Here is a 13,586-nt window from a genome sequence, read left to right as displayed (position 1 = left end):
GACGGCCCGAACGCAGCTACAGATTCAGTGCCGCGTGATCGGTCATGCCGGAAGCACATCCATGCTCTTCGTGGTGGCGAGAGGTCCTGCGATTGCGAAGCGTCTGGCGATGATGAGGGTGATGGCGAACCAAATCTCGAACACGAAGATGGGGACTGCGCAGAGAGCAGCGACAGGGCCGTTTAGGGGAATCGCTCCCAGGAGCTGACCGATGTCGCTGACCAGCACGATCCCGCCACCAGCGAAGCCCAGATACGCGAGGGCACGGGGAACCACGCCCGATGCATGGAGCAGCGACGCCAGGATGAGGGTATTGACGGCAATGATGAGTCCCTGGCCGACCAGGAACGACGCCGAATGGAGCCCGACCAGCGTGGCGTCTGCGTCGCCGCCCTCCCACGTCCACGCGAGCACCAGCATCGGGAGAGCTCCAGCCAGGATGACCGCTGCCTCGACAGCGCGAAGGAAGACGAAGCCGTAGGCGCGGACCTCGCCATACCGCCGCAAGAGCGGCAGAAGCAGGAGCCCGGTACCGACGCAACCGAGCGCGAGCACGAACTCCAGCAGCACACCCATCCGGATGCCCAGAGACGACAGAGAGAGTCCGTATACCGCTACGGCACCCACGGAGGTGACGTGGGTGACGAGGTAGAGGATGCCGGCGAGGCGCGCATGGCGCAGGTTCGTCGTGTCCATGTGAGCTCCGATCAGCCAAACGGTATACGGCGTATACTTGACATCGAGCGTAGGTGTACGCTGTATACATGTCAAGAGCGAGCAATCGGCAACGCCTCGACCGGGAGGGCATCGTGCGAGCCGCCTTCGCCATTGCCGACGAGTCGGGCCTCTCGGGTCTGAGCATGCGCCGCCTTGCAGACTCGCTCGGGGTCACCGCGATGGCGCTCTACAAGCACGTGGCAGGACGCGACCAACTCCTCGACCTGATGGTGGACCACCTCGTCGAGCAGGTCGGTGGCACCACCCCCGACGGGAGCCACTGGACAGACCGGCTGAGGGCACGAATCCTTGCTGCGCGGCAGGCGATGAGCACCCACGCCTGGGCTCAAGAGGCCATCGAGACCCGCACCTTGGCGAGCCCCCCGGTGCTTGCCTACATGGATGGCCTGATGTCGATCATGTTCGACGGTGGACTCAGCGCCGACCTCGTCCATCATGCGATGCACACCCTCAGCACGCGAATGTGGGGCTTCACCCGCGACGTCCTGCCAACCCCGGTAGCGCCGGACGATCCAGATGAACGCGCAAAGGCCGTCGCCGCATTCACCAGCTCGTACCCGTCCATCATGAGGATGGCATCCACCGCCCCCCACACCGGCAGCAACTGCGACGACGACGCAGAGTTCGCCTTCGCCCTCGACCTCATGCTCGACGGATTCGAGCGACTCCACCTGAGCGGGTGGTCCTCGGTCTAGGGTCGAACGACCCAACTGAGCGACGACGCACGCCGAAGATTCCGGCGGGCGGTCGCGTACCTCACTGACACCACCATTGTCAGGAGGCACGCCATGCCCACGTTCTTCGATTCCGCCGCTGAGGCGTCCGAGGCGCTGCGGGGGCTCGCGCACGGGAGCCGCACGTTCGACCAGCCCGCGCAGATGTACGGGGTGATCGGTGACCTGTCCTCGGGGATACGCTCGCTGCGCCAGGTGCTGGAGCAGCTCGCTGACCTTCACGAGCGGAAGGCCGCGCACGCGTTCCACGACGACGGCGACCACGCAGCCGGAGTCCGCGACTCTCTCGCCACGGCGGAGGAGCTGCGGTAGTCGGCGCGTCTGGTGGATCAGGCCTACGACCGGCTCGCGGAAGGGTTCGTCGCGGCGGGGCGGATCGCGTGGCATCCCGAACCCGCCGTCGAGGAAGCGATGCCGTCGCGGTGGATCAACGTGGTGTTCCTGCAGGGAGACGAGGCCGATCGTCCGTTGCGCATCCTCGGCGAGCTGGGGCACGTGGCCGGAGAGCCAGGGGAACCGTTCAACGCGTTCTTCAACCCCGAGTGGCAGACCCGCGCCGTCCACTACAAGGAGCGGACGGCGGAATCTGGACCTCAAACCGCTGATGTCGGCGGTTGAACAACGACCTTCTGGTGGAGCTAAGGGGATTCGAACCCCTGACCTCTTCCATGCCATGGAAGCGCGCTACCAACTGCGCCATAGCCCCGTATTTGGGTGTGCCGCCCATCGGACGACTGCGTTAGCTTAGCCATCACCGGGCCAAGAGACCAAATCGAGTCGGGCTGTTGCCGATTCGGGCGATGAGGAGGGCCGCTCAGCCGGTGAAGTCGGCGCGTTCGCGCTCGGTGACCGACTTCTTCTTGCGCACGTACAACTGCCTACGGACGCGTGCGACAACGGTGCCGTCGGCCCGCGTCAGCTCGGTCTCGAACCACGGAAGCACCTTGTCTCCGCCGGCTGCCTCGGCGCGAATCGCCTCGGCCATCTCCGGCGATACTTCGAAGCGTCCGTAGACCGTGCCGATGCCGGGGCTGACGTACTCGATCTCAGCGGCTTTGTCCCAGACGTGGTAGTCGGTGCCGAGCTGGTGCATGAGCAGCAGTGCGTGAAAGGCGTCGGACATCGCGCCGATCGAGCCACCGAAGGCTGTGCCCTGTTGATTGCGGTTGAAACGTGTCAGCTTCAGTTCGACGCGGCAGACGGTCCAGTCGTCGCTGAACTCCTTGACGCGTAGGCCCATGCCGAGGAACGGCGGGTAGAGGTTCATGCCCCGCCGCAACATGCTCGGGCTGAAGCGGCGACGCTCGCCGTGGCGGGAGGTCTTGTCGGGCTTGCTCATGCGTGTGCGTTCCACCTCTCGATACGCCAGCCGTGCTCCCCCTCGACGAGTTCGACCCAATGGCAGTTGTGCAGCCCGGCGAGTCCCAGCCACGCCTGCTGCGGGTCGATTCCGGCCAGCCCAGCGGCCAGGGCGCGACCCGCGGCGCCGTGCGTGGAGATGACACCGAGGGCGCCTGGGGCGAGGAGCTGGATGAGTTCGTGGGTCGCCTCGAGCATGCGATCGCGCACTTCGCCGAGCGTCTCTCCGGTCTCGCCGCGGCGCACGTCCTGTCCACCGGCGATGGCGTCGAGCTCGTCGCCGTATCGCTCGCGTACCTCCTGCGAGGACAACCCCTGCCAGGTGCCGACGTTGATCTCACGCAGCCGTCGGTCGTGCTGCACGTCCACGCCGGTCGTCCGCGCGAGCGCGTCGGCGGTCGCGGCGGCGCGACGAAGGTCGCTGGACCAGATGAGTTGGGGCTGCCTGGTGGCCAGAGCCGCCGCAGCCTTTTGTGCTTGCTCGACTCCGGTCGGCGAGAGCTCGGTGTCGAGTTGCCCCTGCCAGATGCCACCGGCGTTGTGGGTGGTCTGACCGTGCCGCAGGACGATCAGCCGTTTGGGCTGCGCTGCGCGCATCATGCGTTCGGAGGCACCCGGCGTCGGGGTGCTCATGCGCCTTCGGTTGCTTCGGGTTCGGCAGCAGCCGGCAGGGCGAGGTCGATGGTCGGGCAGTCACGCCACAACCGCTCGAGCGCGTAGAACTCACGCTCCTCCTCGTGCTGCACGTGCACGACGATGTCGCCGAAGTCGAGCAACACCCAGCGTCCTTGGCCGCGGCCTTCACGGCGCACCGGCTTCACCTGGCGCTCCAGCAGCGCATCCTCGACCGCATCAACGATGGCGTCGACCTGGCGTTCGTTGTCGGCCGCAGCCACGACGAACACGTCGGTCAGAGCGAGCTGGTCGCTGACATCCATCGCGATGATCGACGATGCCTGCAACTCATCGGCTGCTCGTGCAGCCAGCTGTGCGAGTTCGATCGCCTCGGGTGTGGCGGTCACTAATCCTCCTGCAGCTGTGGCCCGTCGGGCTGGTACAGCTGATATTTGCCGATGTACTGGACGACGCCGTCCGGCACGAGATACCAGACAGGGTCGCCGTCACGCACCCGCTCGCGGCAATCGGTCGAGCTGATCGCCATGGCGGGCACCTCCTTGAGCGTCACCTTGTCCTTGGGGAGCCCTTTGTCCGACAGTTCGTGGCCGGGACGCGTGACGCCGATGAAGTGGGCGAGATCCCACATCTGGTCGACGCCCTTCCACGACACGATCTGTGACAGTGCGTCGGCTCCGGTGATGAAGAACAGTTCGGCGTCGGGCCGTTGCTTCTTCAGGTCGGTGAGGGTGTCGAGGGTGTAGGTGGGCCCAGGACGGTCGATGTCGACCCTGCTGACGGTGAACCGCGGGTTGGACGCGGTGGCGATCACGGTCATCAGGTAGCGGTGCTCGGCGGGCGCGACCTCGCGACCCGCCTTCTGCCACGGCTGCCCGGTGGGCACGAAGACGACCTCGTCGAGGTCGAGTTGCGATTGCACTTCGCTCGCGGCCACGAGGTGGCCGTGGTGGATGGGGTCGAAGGTGCCGCCCATCACCCCCAGGCGGATGGTCAGTGACCCGGCCGTTCGACGTCCGAGCCGTGCGCGTGCTGGGAGCCGTGTGCATCGTGCTGCTCACTCATCTTCGGCGCGGTGTTGCGGAAGGACCAGAGCACGCCGAACATCAACATGAACACCGCCAGAGCGATGGCACCGTACATCCAGTGCGGCATCGGAAGTTCGTTGTGGTGCAGGGGTGGCACTTCCTCGGCAGCAAAGGCCAGAACACGCGACGTCATGAGGGCCACCCTACCGCCTGCGGCGTGCAGGACGTCGGGGTGTCGTCGCCGTCAGCCACGAACCTGACCGTCACCCTCGACGATCCACTTGGTGCTGGTGAGTTCGGCCAACGCCATCGGCCCGCGGGCATGCAACTTCTGGGTCGAGATGCCGATCTCGGCGCCGAATCCGAACTCTCCACCGTCGGTGAACCGTGACGAGGCGTTGACCATCACCACGGCGGCGTCGACCTGTGCCACGAAGTCCCGTGCGGCTGCCCGGTCAGCGGTCACGATCACCTCGGTGTGCTTACTGCCGAAGCGATCGATGTGCGCGATCGCGGTGCCCACCGAATCGACGACACCGACGCTCATCTCCAGTCCGTGGAACTCGGTGGCGAAGTGTTCGTCGGTCGCCGCCTCGAAAGGCACCTCGCCGGCCACGACCCGGGCCTGCTCGTCCAGGTAGAGGCGCACCCCGGCCCGACTGAGTTCGGCGAGCGCGCTGGGCAGGAAGGCGGGCGCGACCGCGCGGTGCACCAGCAGAGTTTCGGCGGCGTTGCACACGCTGGGCCGGTGGGTCTTGGAGTTGACGGTGATGGCGCGGGCGATGTCGAGGTCGGCCGCGGCATCGACGTAGACATGCACATTGCCGATGCCGGTCTCGATGACCGGCACCGTCGCGCCGAGCACGACGGTCTGGATGAGTTGGGCGCCACCGCGCGGGATGACGAGGTCGACCAGGCCGCGCGCGGTGATGAGCGCTTCGACATCCTCGTGTCCGCCGTCGAGCAGCTGGACGGCGTCGGCCGGTAGCCCACGCTCCGCCAGGGCGCTACGCAGCACCTCGACGATCACGGCGTTGCTCGACGCGGCCGCCGAGCCACCGCGCAGGATCATCGCGTTGCCGCTCTTCAGACCGAGTCCAGCGGCGTCGACGGTGACATTGGGACGTGCCTCGTAGACCATTCCCACGACGCCCATCGGCACCCGCACCTGCCGGATCTGCAGGCCGTTGGCCAGCGTCGAACCACGCACGACCTCACCCACCGGGTCGGGCAGCGCGGCGACGTCCTGCAGCGCCTGCGCGATCGAGGCGACCCGCTCCGGCGTGAGCCGTAGCCGGTCCTGCAGGCTTTCGGTCATCCCGCCGTCCCGGCCGCGAGCGATGTCGTCTGCGTTGGCGTCGACGATGCGATCGTTGGCGGCACGCAACGCATCGGCGAGCGCGACGAGCGTGGCGTCCTTCTGCGCGCGGGTGAGCAGCGCGAGCTGCTTGCTCGCCTCACGGGCGCGAAGCCCGGCGGCGTGGACGCGTTCGGTCGAACTCTGGGCGTGCGAGGGCGCGGTCGTACTCATGGAATGAGAGTAGATCCGAGCCGAACGCCCTCGTCAGCGCGTCCAGGGATGTCGGCCCGACCTTGCTGGCCTGTGCGCGTTCGATCCGCCGCAGCACCCCCGCGACGGGCGTTTGACCAGCAGGCTCAGCCAGCGAGGCGGTCAGGAAGGAACTCACGGGCGCCGCGAAACCGCGTGGTCAGCAACTCTTATCTCAGCTTGCCTTCGCCTGCTGTTCCCGGCGCGTGCGGATGAAGGTGCCGACCACGATGAAGACCAGCATCGCGATGGCGAAGTAGTTGGCGTACTTGGCGATCACCTTGACGAGATCCTTGGCAGGCTCCCCAATCTGATAGCCGAGGTACATCCACAGGCCCCGGTAACAGAGGGCGGCGAAGAAGTCGATGAGCATGTACCGACGTAGCCGCATGCCGACGTCACCGACGAACGCAGCGACGATGGCACCCGGCAGGAACGGGATGAACCACGCGAGGAAGATGGCCGGTCCGCCGAACTTGCGCGCCAGGCGTTCAGCCGCAGCGCCGGTGCGAGCAGCCCACTTGGAGCGTCCGGCCATCACCTCGATGATGCCGCGACCCCAGAGCTTGCCGGCCCACCAGAAGATCCAGTCGAATTTCACCGAGGTCGCCGCAGCCACCAGCAGGGCCACCCACCACCAGGGTTCGGGCCCGGTGGCCGCCTTCGCGCCGATGTCGGCCATCGCGATGTTGGACCCGGTGACCGTCGCCAGGACGTAGGAGTCGAGTCCGAGCAGGATCGGCCGCAGCGGCAGGAGCACCATGCCGTAGACGCCGAGCAGCGCGATGGCCGCCCAACACTGCTTGTCGACCTTGCGTGGAGCACCCTGCCACGGCAGGCGTTGGTCCTCCCACCATTCCTTGTGTGGCGGGTCGACCTCTGCCTCTGCTGCAGCTTCCTCAGCCGCAGTTGGTTCGGCGTCGGCGCCGGTCGGGACGGCCGTGGAGCCGTGCACCGGCGGAATGTTGTCGGACGTCCGGGAATCCGGATCGGTCATCGGGTTGCCTTTCGCAGCACGACCAGGTCGTCGCGATGGATCACTTCACGTTCGTACTCGGGGCCCAACGTCGCCGCGAGCTCCTTGGTGCCCCGCCCGAGCAGCAGCGGCAGGTCGTGGAAGTCGTAGTTCACGAGGCCGCGCGCGACCACGTTGCCCTCAAGGTCGCACAGGTCGACTGCATCGCCGGTGTCGAACTTGCCTGCGACGGAGCGGATCCCGGCCGGCAGGAGCGACTTCCCGCGCTGGGTGACAGCTGCCACCGCGCCGTCGTCGAGCACCAGTCGTCCGCGTGGCGTGGTGGCGTGGGCGAGCCACAGGTGGCGGGCTCGGCGAGTCCGCCGGTGCGGCGCGAAGACCGTGCCGACTGCGTCTCCGGCCAGGGCTGCGGCGGCGTTGGGGGCGCTGGTGAGGACGGTGGTGATGCCTGCACCGGTGGCGATCCGCGCAGCCTCCACCTTGGTGGCCATGCCACCGGTGCCCACGCCCGAGCCGGTGCCGCCGATCTCGATCTCGTCGAGTTGCTTGTCATCCAGCACTTCGCCAATACGTCGCGTGCCTTCCCGGCTGGGCGGGCCGTCGTAGAGGGCGTCGACGTCGGAGAGCAGCACGAGCGCATCCGCATTGATCAGATGCGCGACCAGGGCCGCAAGCCGGTCGTTGTCACCGAAACGGATCTCGTGGGTGGCCACGGTGTCGTTCTCGTTGACGACCGGAACGGCGCCCATCGCGAAGAGCCGCTCAAAGGTGCGCTTGGCATTGGTGTAGTGCCCGCGGCGGGTCACGTCGTCGCTGGTCAACAGCACTTGACCCACCACCAGGGCGTGCCGGGCGAACGCGGCGGAATAGGCCGCGACCAACGCACCCTGGCCCACACTCGCCGCTGCCTGCTGGGTGGCGAGGTCGCGCGGACGCGAGGCCAGCCCGAGCGGCGCGAGGCCGGCAGCGATCGCACCGGAGGAGACCAGCACGACGTCCGATCCCGCGAGCCGACGCTGCGCCAGGACGTCGGACAGACCGGCTACGGCCTCTGCGTCGAGTCCGCCACCGCCATGGGTCAGCGAGCTGGAGCCGACCTTCACAACGACCCGGTGTGCCGTACGGACGGCCTGGCGGAGGTCGGAACTCACGAGGTGAAGCCTAGGCGTTGCTGACCGAGGGCGGGCTGGGCGACGACGGTCACCGCACAGCCGGCAATCGCCAGCAATGGACCCCACGGTCCACCGGTGTACCCAAGGGTCAACCCGACCGTGATGAACAGCGCGCAGCCCAGCAACACTCGTCCGGCTTCGGGGAGCCGATGGGCGGAGTTGGGCGACATCCAGCGCATCCAGATCGCACCGACGATCACAACTGCTCCCCAGGCTGCGGCGAGTGCCCAGGAGCGCGGCTCGGACAGTCGCTTCGCCGCTACGCCTGCCGCAATCAGCAGCGCGATTTCACTGGCGAAGGCCAAGGCCGCGAGCAGCCACCACTTCGTGCCCTGTTGCGAAGTCACTCCTGCTCAGTCCAGACTCCGGCGTCCCGCTCGGTCCAGAGCTCTTCACGGGCTTCGCGCTGCGCGTCCTTGCGCGCATGGAAGTCTTCGCGTTTCTCCGCACGGGTGGGCCGTGACTGCTCCTCCAGCCGCAGGTCGGTGCCACGCGCGCCGAGCAGTTCGGCACCTGCCTGCAGCGTGGGCTCCCAGTCGAAGACGACGGCGTTTTCCGACGGGCCGATCAGGACGGTCGAGCCAGGCACGGCGCCGGCCTTGAACAACTCCTCCTCGACGCCGAGCCGGGCCAGCCGGTCGGCGAGGTAGCCCACGGCCTCGTCATTGGTGAAGTCGGTCTGCCGCACCCAGCGGGTGGGCCGCTCCCCCACCACCCGGAAGACCGGGTCGCCAGCGGGCCCTTCCTTCTTGATCCGGAAGCCTGCGTCGTCAACAGCCTTGGGGCGCAGGACGATTCGCGTTTCCTCGACGTTCGCCTCGATCTCTGCACTAGCCTGGGCCACGTGCTTGGCCAAGGAGAAGGACAACTCCTTGAGTCCCTTGTGAGCCACGGCCGAGACGATGTGCACTTCGAGGCCGCGTGCTTCGAGGTCGGGCTTGACGAATTCGGCGAGTTCGAGGGCGTCGGGCACGTCCGCCTTGTTCAGCACCACGATGCGGGTGCGCTCGGAGAGCGGCTTGCCACCGAGGGTGGCGTCGGGCACGTACTCGGACAACTCGTGCTCGATGACGTCGAGGTCACTCATCGGGTCGCGGTCGGATTCGAGGGTGGCGCAGTCGATCACGTGCACCAACACGGTGCAGCGCTCGACGTGGCGCAGGAACTCCAGGCCAAGGCCCTTGCCCTGGCTGGCTCCCGGGATCAGGCCGGGGACGTCGGCGATGGTGTACCGCTCGGAGCCTGCAGTGACGACACCGAGGTTCGGCACGAGCGTGGTGAAGGGGTAATCGGCGATCTTCGGCTTCGCGGCAGACATCACCGACACCAGCGACGACTTGCCGGCGGAGGGATAACCGACCAGCGCGACATCGGCCAGCGTCTTGAGTTCGAGGACGAGATCGATCTCCTCACCCGGCTCCCCCAACAGCGCGAACCCGGGGGCCTTGCGGCGCGGCGAGGCCAGCGCCTTGTTACCCAGACCGCCGCGTCCGCCGCGGGCCGCGACGAACCGCGTGCCTGCGCCGACGAGGTCAGCAAGGGTCTCACCGTCGCGGCTCTTCACCACGGTGCCTTCGGGCACGGTCAGCACGAGGTCCTGGCCGTCGGCGCCGTTGCGTTCGTCGCCGGCGCCCGGCTTGCCGTTGGTCGCCTTGCGGTGTGGCGTGTGGTGGTACTCCAGCAGCGTGGTGACCTGCGGGTCGACCTCAAGGACGACATCGCCGCCACGCCCGCCGTTACCGCCGTCCGGGCCTCCCAGCGGCTTGAACTTCTCACGGTGGACCGACGCGACACCGTGGCCGCCCTTGCCCGCGCTCACACTCAGCACGACACGGTCGACGAAATTCGTGGCCATCGCTGCCTTCCTCACTACCTGGATATGAAACGAACAGGGCGGGCCCGAACCGGTCGGACCCACCCTGGACGAATGTCGGTGCGAAGCCTGATTCAGGCCTCGGACTGGACGATGTTGACGGTCTTGCGTCCGCGCTTGGTGCCGAACTGCACCGCACCCGGCACCAGGGCGAACAGCGTGTCGTCGCCACCGCGACCGACACCCTCACCCGGGTGGAAGTGCGTGCCGCGCTGACGCACGATGATTTCACCGGCGCCGACGAGCTGGCCGCCGAAACGCTTCACGCCAAGACGCTGGGCGTTGGAGTCGCGACCGTTGCGGGTCGAAGACGCACCCTTCTTGTGTGCCATGTCTGATACCTACCTGATCCTTGTTGGACGCGAATGACGAGGCTCAGGCCTCGATCGCGGTGACCTTCACGCGGGTCAGCGGCTGACGGTGGCCCTGACGCTTCTTGTAACCGGTCTTGTTCTTGTACTTCATGATGGTGATCTTCGGACCCTTGGCGGCCTCGACGACCTCGGCCTTGACCGAAACCTTCGCCAGCTTCTCGGCGTCGGAGGTCACCTTGTCGCCGTCGACCAGCAGCAGAGCCGCCAGTTCGATGGACTCGCCGGCCTTCACGGCCACCTTGTCAATGATCAGCACGTCGCCCACGGAGACCTTCTCCTGGCGACCGCCTGCGCGAACAATCGCGTACACGTCGGAACTCTCTTTCACGTCTTGGCGCACTCGCTCTGTCTGAACCGGCCAACAGCTACCCCTTGCGGGACGTCGGCTCGGTGGGCACACCGAGGGTCAACTTTACCGGTCGGGTGTGGGCTCGTCCAAATTCGCCGGAGGGCCGGCCGGCGAGACCACACGGGCCCGCCGGGGACGACGGCGCGTGGGCGCCGCGGCTGCAGGCCCCTGCGGAGACGGCGATGCACTGGCCGCGGTGGAGTCGGCGGCTTCGGCTGCCTTGACCTCACCCGCGACGACCGTCTTGGGCACCTCGACGGGCTCAGGCGCACTGGTGGGTGCGACCGAGGGCGAACCCGCACGACGCGAACCACGACGCCTGGGGGCGGGCGGTTCGACGACCGGGATCGCCGGTGCGACGACCTCGGGCTCGACGGTGACTTCGGCCGGCGGCTCGGCTTTCGTGCTCGCCGGCTGGTGCGACTTCTGCTCGGGCGCATCGGCGACGACCGACTCGGTCACTGCCGCCGGAGCCTGATCTGCCGAGACATCCGCCCCGGCAGCCGACTCCTCGTCGGACTCGGACTCAGCTGCCGCTTCGGCCTTCTTGTTGGCTGCCGCGTGGGCGGCGGCGGCGATCTGAGCGGCGGTCGGACCGGACGGCTGATGCTGTTGCTCAGCGGCGTCGTCACCGCGGCGTCCACGCCGGCTCTTACGGTTGCCCGAGCCGCCATTCTGACCGCTGCTGTTGCCGCTGTTGCTCTGCTGGGACGACCCGCCACCGTTGTTGCCGCCGGACTTCTCGACCGGTGCACCGTGCACGATCACGCCTCGCCCGTCGCAGTGCACGCAGGGCTCGGAGAAGATCTCCAACAGTCCGCTGCCGACCCGCTTACGGGTCATCTGCACCAACCCGAGCGAGGTGACCTCGGCGACCTGGTGCTTGGTGCGGTCGCGGCCCAGGCACTCCAACAGTCGGCGGACGACCAGGTCGCGGTTCGACTCCAACACCATGTCGATGAAGTCGACGACAACGATGCCGCCGATGTCGCGCAGGCGCAGCTGCCGGACGATCTCCTCGGCTGCTTCCAGGTTGTTGCGGGTGACGGTTTCCTCGAGGTTGCCGCCGGAGCCGACGAACTTGCCGGTGTTGACGTCGATGACCGTCATCGCCTCGGTGCGGTCGATGACCAGCGAACCGCCGGAGGGCAGCCAGACCTTGCGGTCGAGGGCTTTGGCCAGCTGCTCGTCGACGCGGTGCACGGTGAACAGGTCGGTCTCGCCGGTCCACTTCTCCAGCCGCGGCTCCAGGTCGGGCGCGATGCTTCCGATGTAGCCCGAGACGTCGTCCCATGCCTTGTCACCGGCGACGACCAGTTTGCTGAAGTCTTCGTTGAAGACATCGCGGATCACCCGCAGCGTGAGGTCGGGCTCGCCGTGCAGCAGCGAGGGCGCCGAGGCGGTCTTGCTCTTCTTCTGGATCTGCTCCCACGTCTTCTGCAGGCGCTCGATGTCAGCCTTGAGGTCTTCCTCGCTGGCGCCCTCCGCGGCGGTGCGGACGATCACACCGGCGTCGGCCGGCACGATCTCCTTGAGGATCTTCTTCAGTCGCGCACGCTCGTTGTCAGGCAGCTTGCGGGAGATTCCCGTCATGGCGTTGCCCGGCACGTAGACCAGGAATCGACCCGGCAGCGAGATCTGCGAGGTGAGGCGGGCGCCCTTGTGACCGATGGGGTCCTTGGTCACCTGCACCAGCACACTCTCGCCCGAGGACAGAGCGTGCTCGATGCGCTTGGGCTGGTTGTCCAGGCCCGCGGCGTCCCAGTTGACCTCACCGGCGTAGAGCACGGCGTTGCGTCCGCGACCGATGTCGACGAAGGCGGCTTCCATGCTCGGCAGGACGTTCTGCACCCGACCGAGGTACACATTGCCCGCCATTGAGGCCTGCTGGGTCTCGCGGGAAACGTAGTGCTCGACGAGGATGCCGTCCTCGAGCACACCGATCTGGGTGCGGCCGTCACGCTCACGCACCACCATGACGCGATCAACGCTCTCGCGGCGGGCGAGGAACTCGGCCTCGGTGATCGAGGTGCGACGGCGTCCGGCCTCGCGGCCCTCCCGGCGTCGCTGCTTCTTGGCTTCCAGACGGGTGGAGCCCTTGATGGCGGTGACCTCGTCACGCTGCGGACGCGGTTCGCGCACCTTGGTGACGGTGCCGGGCGGGTCGTCGCTGTCGGGACCGCTTCCGCTGCGCCGACGGCGGCGGGTGCGGCGGCGGCTCCCTGCATCGCCGGAGTCGCCGTCGTCGTCGGAGTCGTCATCGCCTGAGCGGTCGGACTCACCGGACTTCGAGGCATCGTCAGCGTCACCGGTCTCGGTCTTGCCGCCGTCGGCCGTCTGCCGGTCGGCACCGGAGTCACCGGCCTTGCCCGAGTTGTCCGAGTTGCCCGAGCTGTCCGAACTGTCTGCGTTGTCGTTGCGGGTGCGGCGGCCGCGGCCGCCGCGGCGACGGGAGCGGTTGCCACTGCTCTGCTCGTCGTTGTCGTCGCCCTGGTCGCTGCTGTCGTCCGACTCCTGCGATGCGTCGTCGGTGTTGTCGTCCAACTGCGCACGCTGTTCCTCCACGCTTGAACGCCGGGGCGCCCGCACCTGGAGATCAGGGGTCTGGAAAAGCAGCCCGAAGGACATCGGTGCTTGGAGTGCCGGCGCGGGTGATGCTGCGTCGGCGCCATCCTGCGCGGCCGGTTGCTGTTCGATGACCGGTTCGGAGAAAAGATTGCCGGGTTCGTCGTGCTGGGGGCCCATGGCCCTCCTTTGGAGTTATGGGTGCGAAGCGACCCACACCGCGGAGGTATTCACCT

General features: G+C 67.5%; 17 protein-coding genes and 1 tRNA gene. 3 read left to right on the top strand and 15 right to left on the bottom strand.

The annotated features are described in order from the left end of the window. Positions 1-42: 42 nt before the first annotated feature. On the bottom strand, positions 43-696 hold the full coding sequence (locus J5M86_RS05610) for a DUF4386 domain-containing protein (protein WP_188060233.1): 654 nt from the start codon (positions 694-696) through the stop codon (positions 43-45). A 68-nt stretch (positions 697-764) separates the two neighbouring features. On the opposite strand from J5M86_RS05610, the gene J5M86_RS05605 reads away from it, so the two are divergent. From J5M86_RS05605 to J5M86_RS15390, 3 genes are all read left to right on the top strand, one after another. Then, the gene (locus J5M86_RS05605; RefSeq protein ID WP_188060232.1) at positions 765-1,433 is read left to right on the top strand and encodes a TetR/AcrR family transcriptional regulator; all 669 of its coding nucleotides are present in this window, start codon (positions 765-767) and stop codon (positions 1,431-1,433) included. Positions 1,434-1,526: 93 nt separating this feature from the next. Next, positions 1,527-1,784 (top strand): hypothetical protein, encoded by a 258-nt coding sequence (locus tag J5M86_RS15395; protein ID WP_244328500.1) that lies wholly within the window; start codon positions 1,527-1,529, stop codon positions 1,782-1,784. A 12-nt stretch (positions 1,785-1,796) separates the two neighbouring features. Next, positions 1,797-2,090 (top strand): hypothetical protein, encoded by a 294-nt coding sequence (locus J5M86_RS15390; RefSeq protein ID WP_244328499.1) that lies wholly within the window; start codon positions 1,797-1,799, stop codon positions 2,088-2,090. Positions 2,091-2,102: 12 nt separating this feature from the next. On the opposite strand, the gene J5M86_RS05595 is transcribed toward J5M86_RS15390, so the two are convergent. The 14 genes from J5M86_RS05595 to J5M86_RS05530 all read right to left on the bottom strand — a co-directional run bounded on the left by J5M86_RS05595 (position 2,103) and on the right by J5M86_RS05530 (position 13,530). Further along, positions 2,103-2,178: transfer RNA gene (locus J5M86_RS05595), tRNA-Ala, on the bottom strand. A gap of 108 nt (positions 2,179-2,286) precedes the next feature. Further along, complete coding sequence (locus J5M86_RS05590; RefSeq protein ID WP_188060231.1) at positions 2,287-2,811, bottom strand: DUF4442 domain-containing protein; 525 nt, start codon at positions 2,809-2,811, stop codon at positions 2,287-2,289. Next, positions 2,808-3,464, bottom strand: a complete 657-nt coding sequence (locus J5M86_RS05585) for a histidine phosphatase family protein (RefSeq protein ID WP_188060230.1) — start codon at positions 3,462-3,464, stop codon at positions 2,808-2,810. The genes J5M86_RS05590 and J5M86_RS05585 overlap by 4 nt, the downstream gene beginning before the upstream one ends. Then, the gene (gene rsfS / locus J5M86_RS05580; protein ID WP_188060229.1) at positions 3,461-3,853 is read right to left on the bottom strand and encodes a ribosome silencing factor; all 393 of its coding nucleotides are present in this window, start codon (positions 3,851-3,853) and stop codon (positions 3,461-3,463) included. The genes J5M86_RS05585 and rsfS overlap by 4 nt, the downstream gene beginning before the upstream one ends. Continuing rightward, on the bottom strand, positions 3,853-4,455 hold the full coding sequence (gene nadD / locus J5M86_RS05575) for a nicotinate-nucleotide adenylyltransferase (protein ID WP_256433520.1): 603 nt from the start codon (positions 4,453-4,455) through the stop codon (positions 3,853-3,855). Before nadD ends, rsfS begins: the two co-directional genes overlap by 1 nt. A 2-nt stretch (positions 4,456-4,457) precedes the next feature. Then, the gene (locus J5M86_RS05570; RefSeq protein ID WP_188060227.1) at positions 4,458-4,685 is read right to left on the bottom strand and encodes a hypothetical protein; all 228 of its coding nucleotides are present in this window, start codon (positions 4,683-4,685) and stop codon (positions 4,458-4,460) included. Between the two features lie 51 nt (positions 4,686-4,736). Beyond that, positions 4,737-6,023: a glutamate-5-semialdehyde dehydrogenase gene (locus tag J5M86_RS05565; RefSeq protein ID WP_188060226.1), complete on the bottom strand. Its 1,287-nt coding sequence runs from the start codon at positions 6,021-6,023 to the stop codon at positions 4,737-4,739. A 193-nt stretch (positions 6,024-6,216) separates the two neighbouring features. Beyond that, positions 6,217-7,038, bottom strand: coding sequence for a DedA family protein (locus J5M86_RS05560; protein WP_188060225.1), 822 nt, complete (start codon positions 7,036-7,038; stop codon positions 6,217-6,219). Beyond that, complete coding sequence (gene proB, locus J5M86_RS05555; protein ID WP_188060224.1) at positions 7,035-8,168, bottom strand: glutamate 5-kinase; 1,134 nt, start codon at positions 8,166-8,168, stop codon at positions 7,035-7,037. Before proB ends, J5M86_RS05560 begins: the two co-directional genes overlap by 4 nt. Next, positions 8,165-8,536, bottom strand: a complete 372-nt coding sequence (locus J5M86_RS05550; protein ID WP_188060223.1) for a YrdB family protein — start codon at positions 8,534-8,536, stop codon at positions 8,165-8,167. Before J5M86_RS05550 ends, proB begins: the two co-directional genes overlap by 4 nt. After that, entirely contained in the window at positions 8,533-10,044 is a 1,512-nt protein-coding gene (gene obgE, locus J5M86_RS05545; protein ID WP_188060222.1) for a GTPase ObgE, read from the bottom strand. The genes J5M86_RS05550 and obgE overlap by 4 nt, the downstream gene beginning before the upstream one ends. 92 nt (positions 10,045-10,136) lie before the next feature. Next, entirely contained in the window at positions 10,137-10,394 is a 258-nt protein-coding gene (rpmA, locus tag J5M86_RS05540; RefSeq protein WP_188060221.1) for a 50S ribosomal protein L27, read from the bottom strand. A gap of 43 nt (positions 10,395-10,437) precedes the next feature. Beyond that, positions 10,438-10,746 (bottom strand): 50S ribosomal protein L21, encoded by a 309-nt coding sequence (gene rplU / locus J5M86_RS05535; protein ID WP_188060220.1) that lies wholly within the window; start codon positions 10,744-10,746, stop codon positions 10,438-10,440. A 102-nt stretch (positions 10,747-10,848) separates the two neighbouring features. Continuing rightward, positions 10,849-13,530 (bottom strand): Rne/Rng family ribonuclease, encoded by a 2,682-nt coding sequence (locus J5M86_RS05530; RefSeq protein WP_188060219.1) that lies wholly within the window; start codon positions 13,528-13,530, stop codon positions 10,849-10,851. Positions 13,531-13,586: the final 56 nt, after the last annotated feature.

This window comes from Yimella sp. cx-51, from assembly GCF_017654605.1.
In the GTDB taxonomy this organism is placed as follows: Bacteria; Actinomycetota; Actinomycetes; order Actinomycetales; family Dermatophilaceae; genus Yimella.
Note: the sequence above shows the minus strand (reverse complement) of the source record. Positions and strands in the feature narration are given on the sequence as shown.

Coding starts and splice junctions, on each gene's coding strand:
- J5M86_RS05610 (WP_188060233.1), bottom strand. CDS start 696: ATGGACACGACGAACCTGCGCCATGCGCGCCTCGCCGGCATCCTCTAC.
- J5M86_RS05605 (WP_188060232.1), top strand. CDS start 765: ATGTCAAGAGCGAGCAATCGGCAACGCCTCGACCGGGAGGGCATCGTG.
- J5M86_RS15395 (WP_244328500.1), top strand. CDS start 1,527: ATGCCCACGTTCTTCGATTCCGCCGCTGAGGCGTCCGAGGCGCTGCGG.
- J5M86_RS05590 (WP_188060231.1), bottom strand. CDS start 2,811: ATGAGCAAGCCCGACAAGACCTCCCGCCACGGCGAGCGTCGCCGCTTC.
- J5M86_RS05585 (WP_188060230.1), bottom strand. CDS start 3,464: ATGAGCACCCCGACGCCGGGTGCCTCCGAACGCATGATGCGCGCAGCG.
- J5M86_RS05570 (WP_188060227.1), bottom strand. CDS start 4,685: ATGACGTCGCGTGTTCTGGCCTTTGCTGCCGAGGAAGTGCCACCCCTG.
- J5M86_RS05565 (WP_188060226.1), bottom strand. CDS start 6,023: ATGAGTACGACCGCGCCCTCGCACGCCCAGAGTTCGACCGAACGCGTC.
- J5M86_RS05560 (WP_188060225.1), bottom strand. CDS start 7,038: ATGACCGATCCGGATTCCCGGACGTCCGACAACATTCCGCCGGTGCAC.
- obgE (WP_188060222.1), bottom strand. CDS start 10,044: ATGGCCACGAATTTCGTCGACCGTGTCGTGCTGAGTGTGAGCGCGGGC.
- rpmA (WP_188060221.1), bottom strand. CDS start 10,394: ATGGCACACAAGAAGGGTGCGTCTTCGACCCGCAACGGTCGCGACTCC.
- J5M86_RS05530 (WP_188060219.1), bottom strand. CDS start 13,530: ATGGGCCCCCAGCACGACGAACCCGGCAATCTTTTCTCCGAACCGGTC.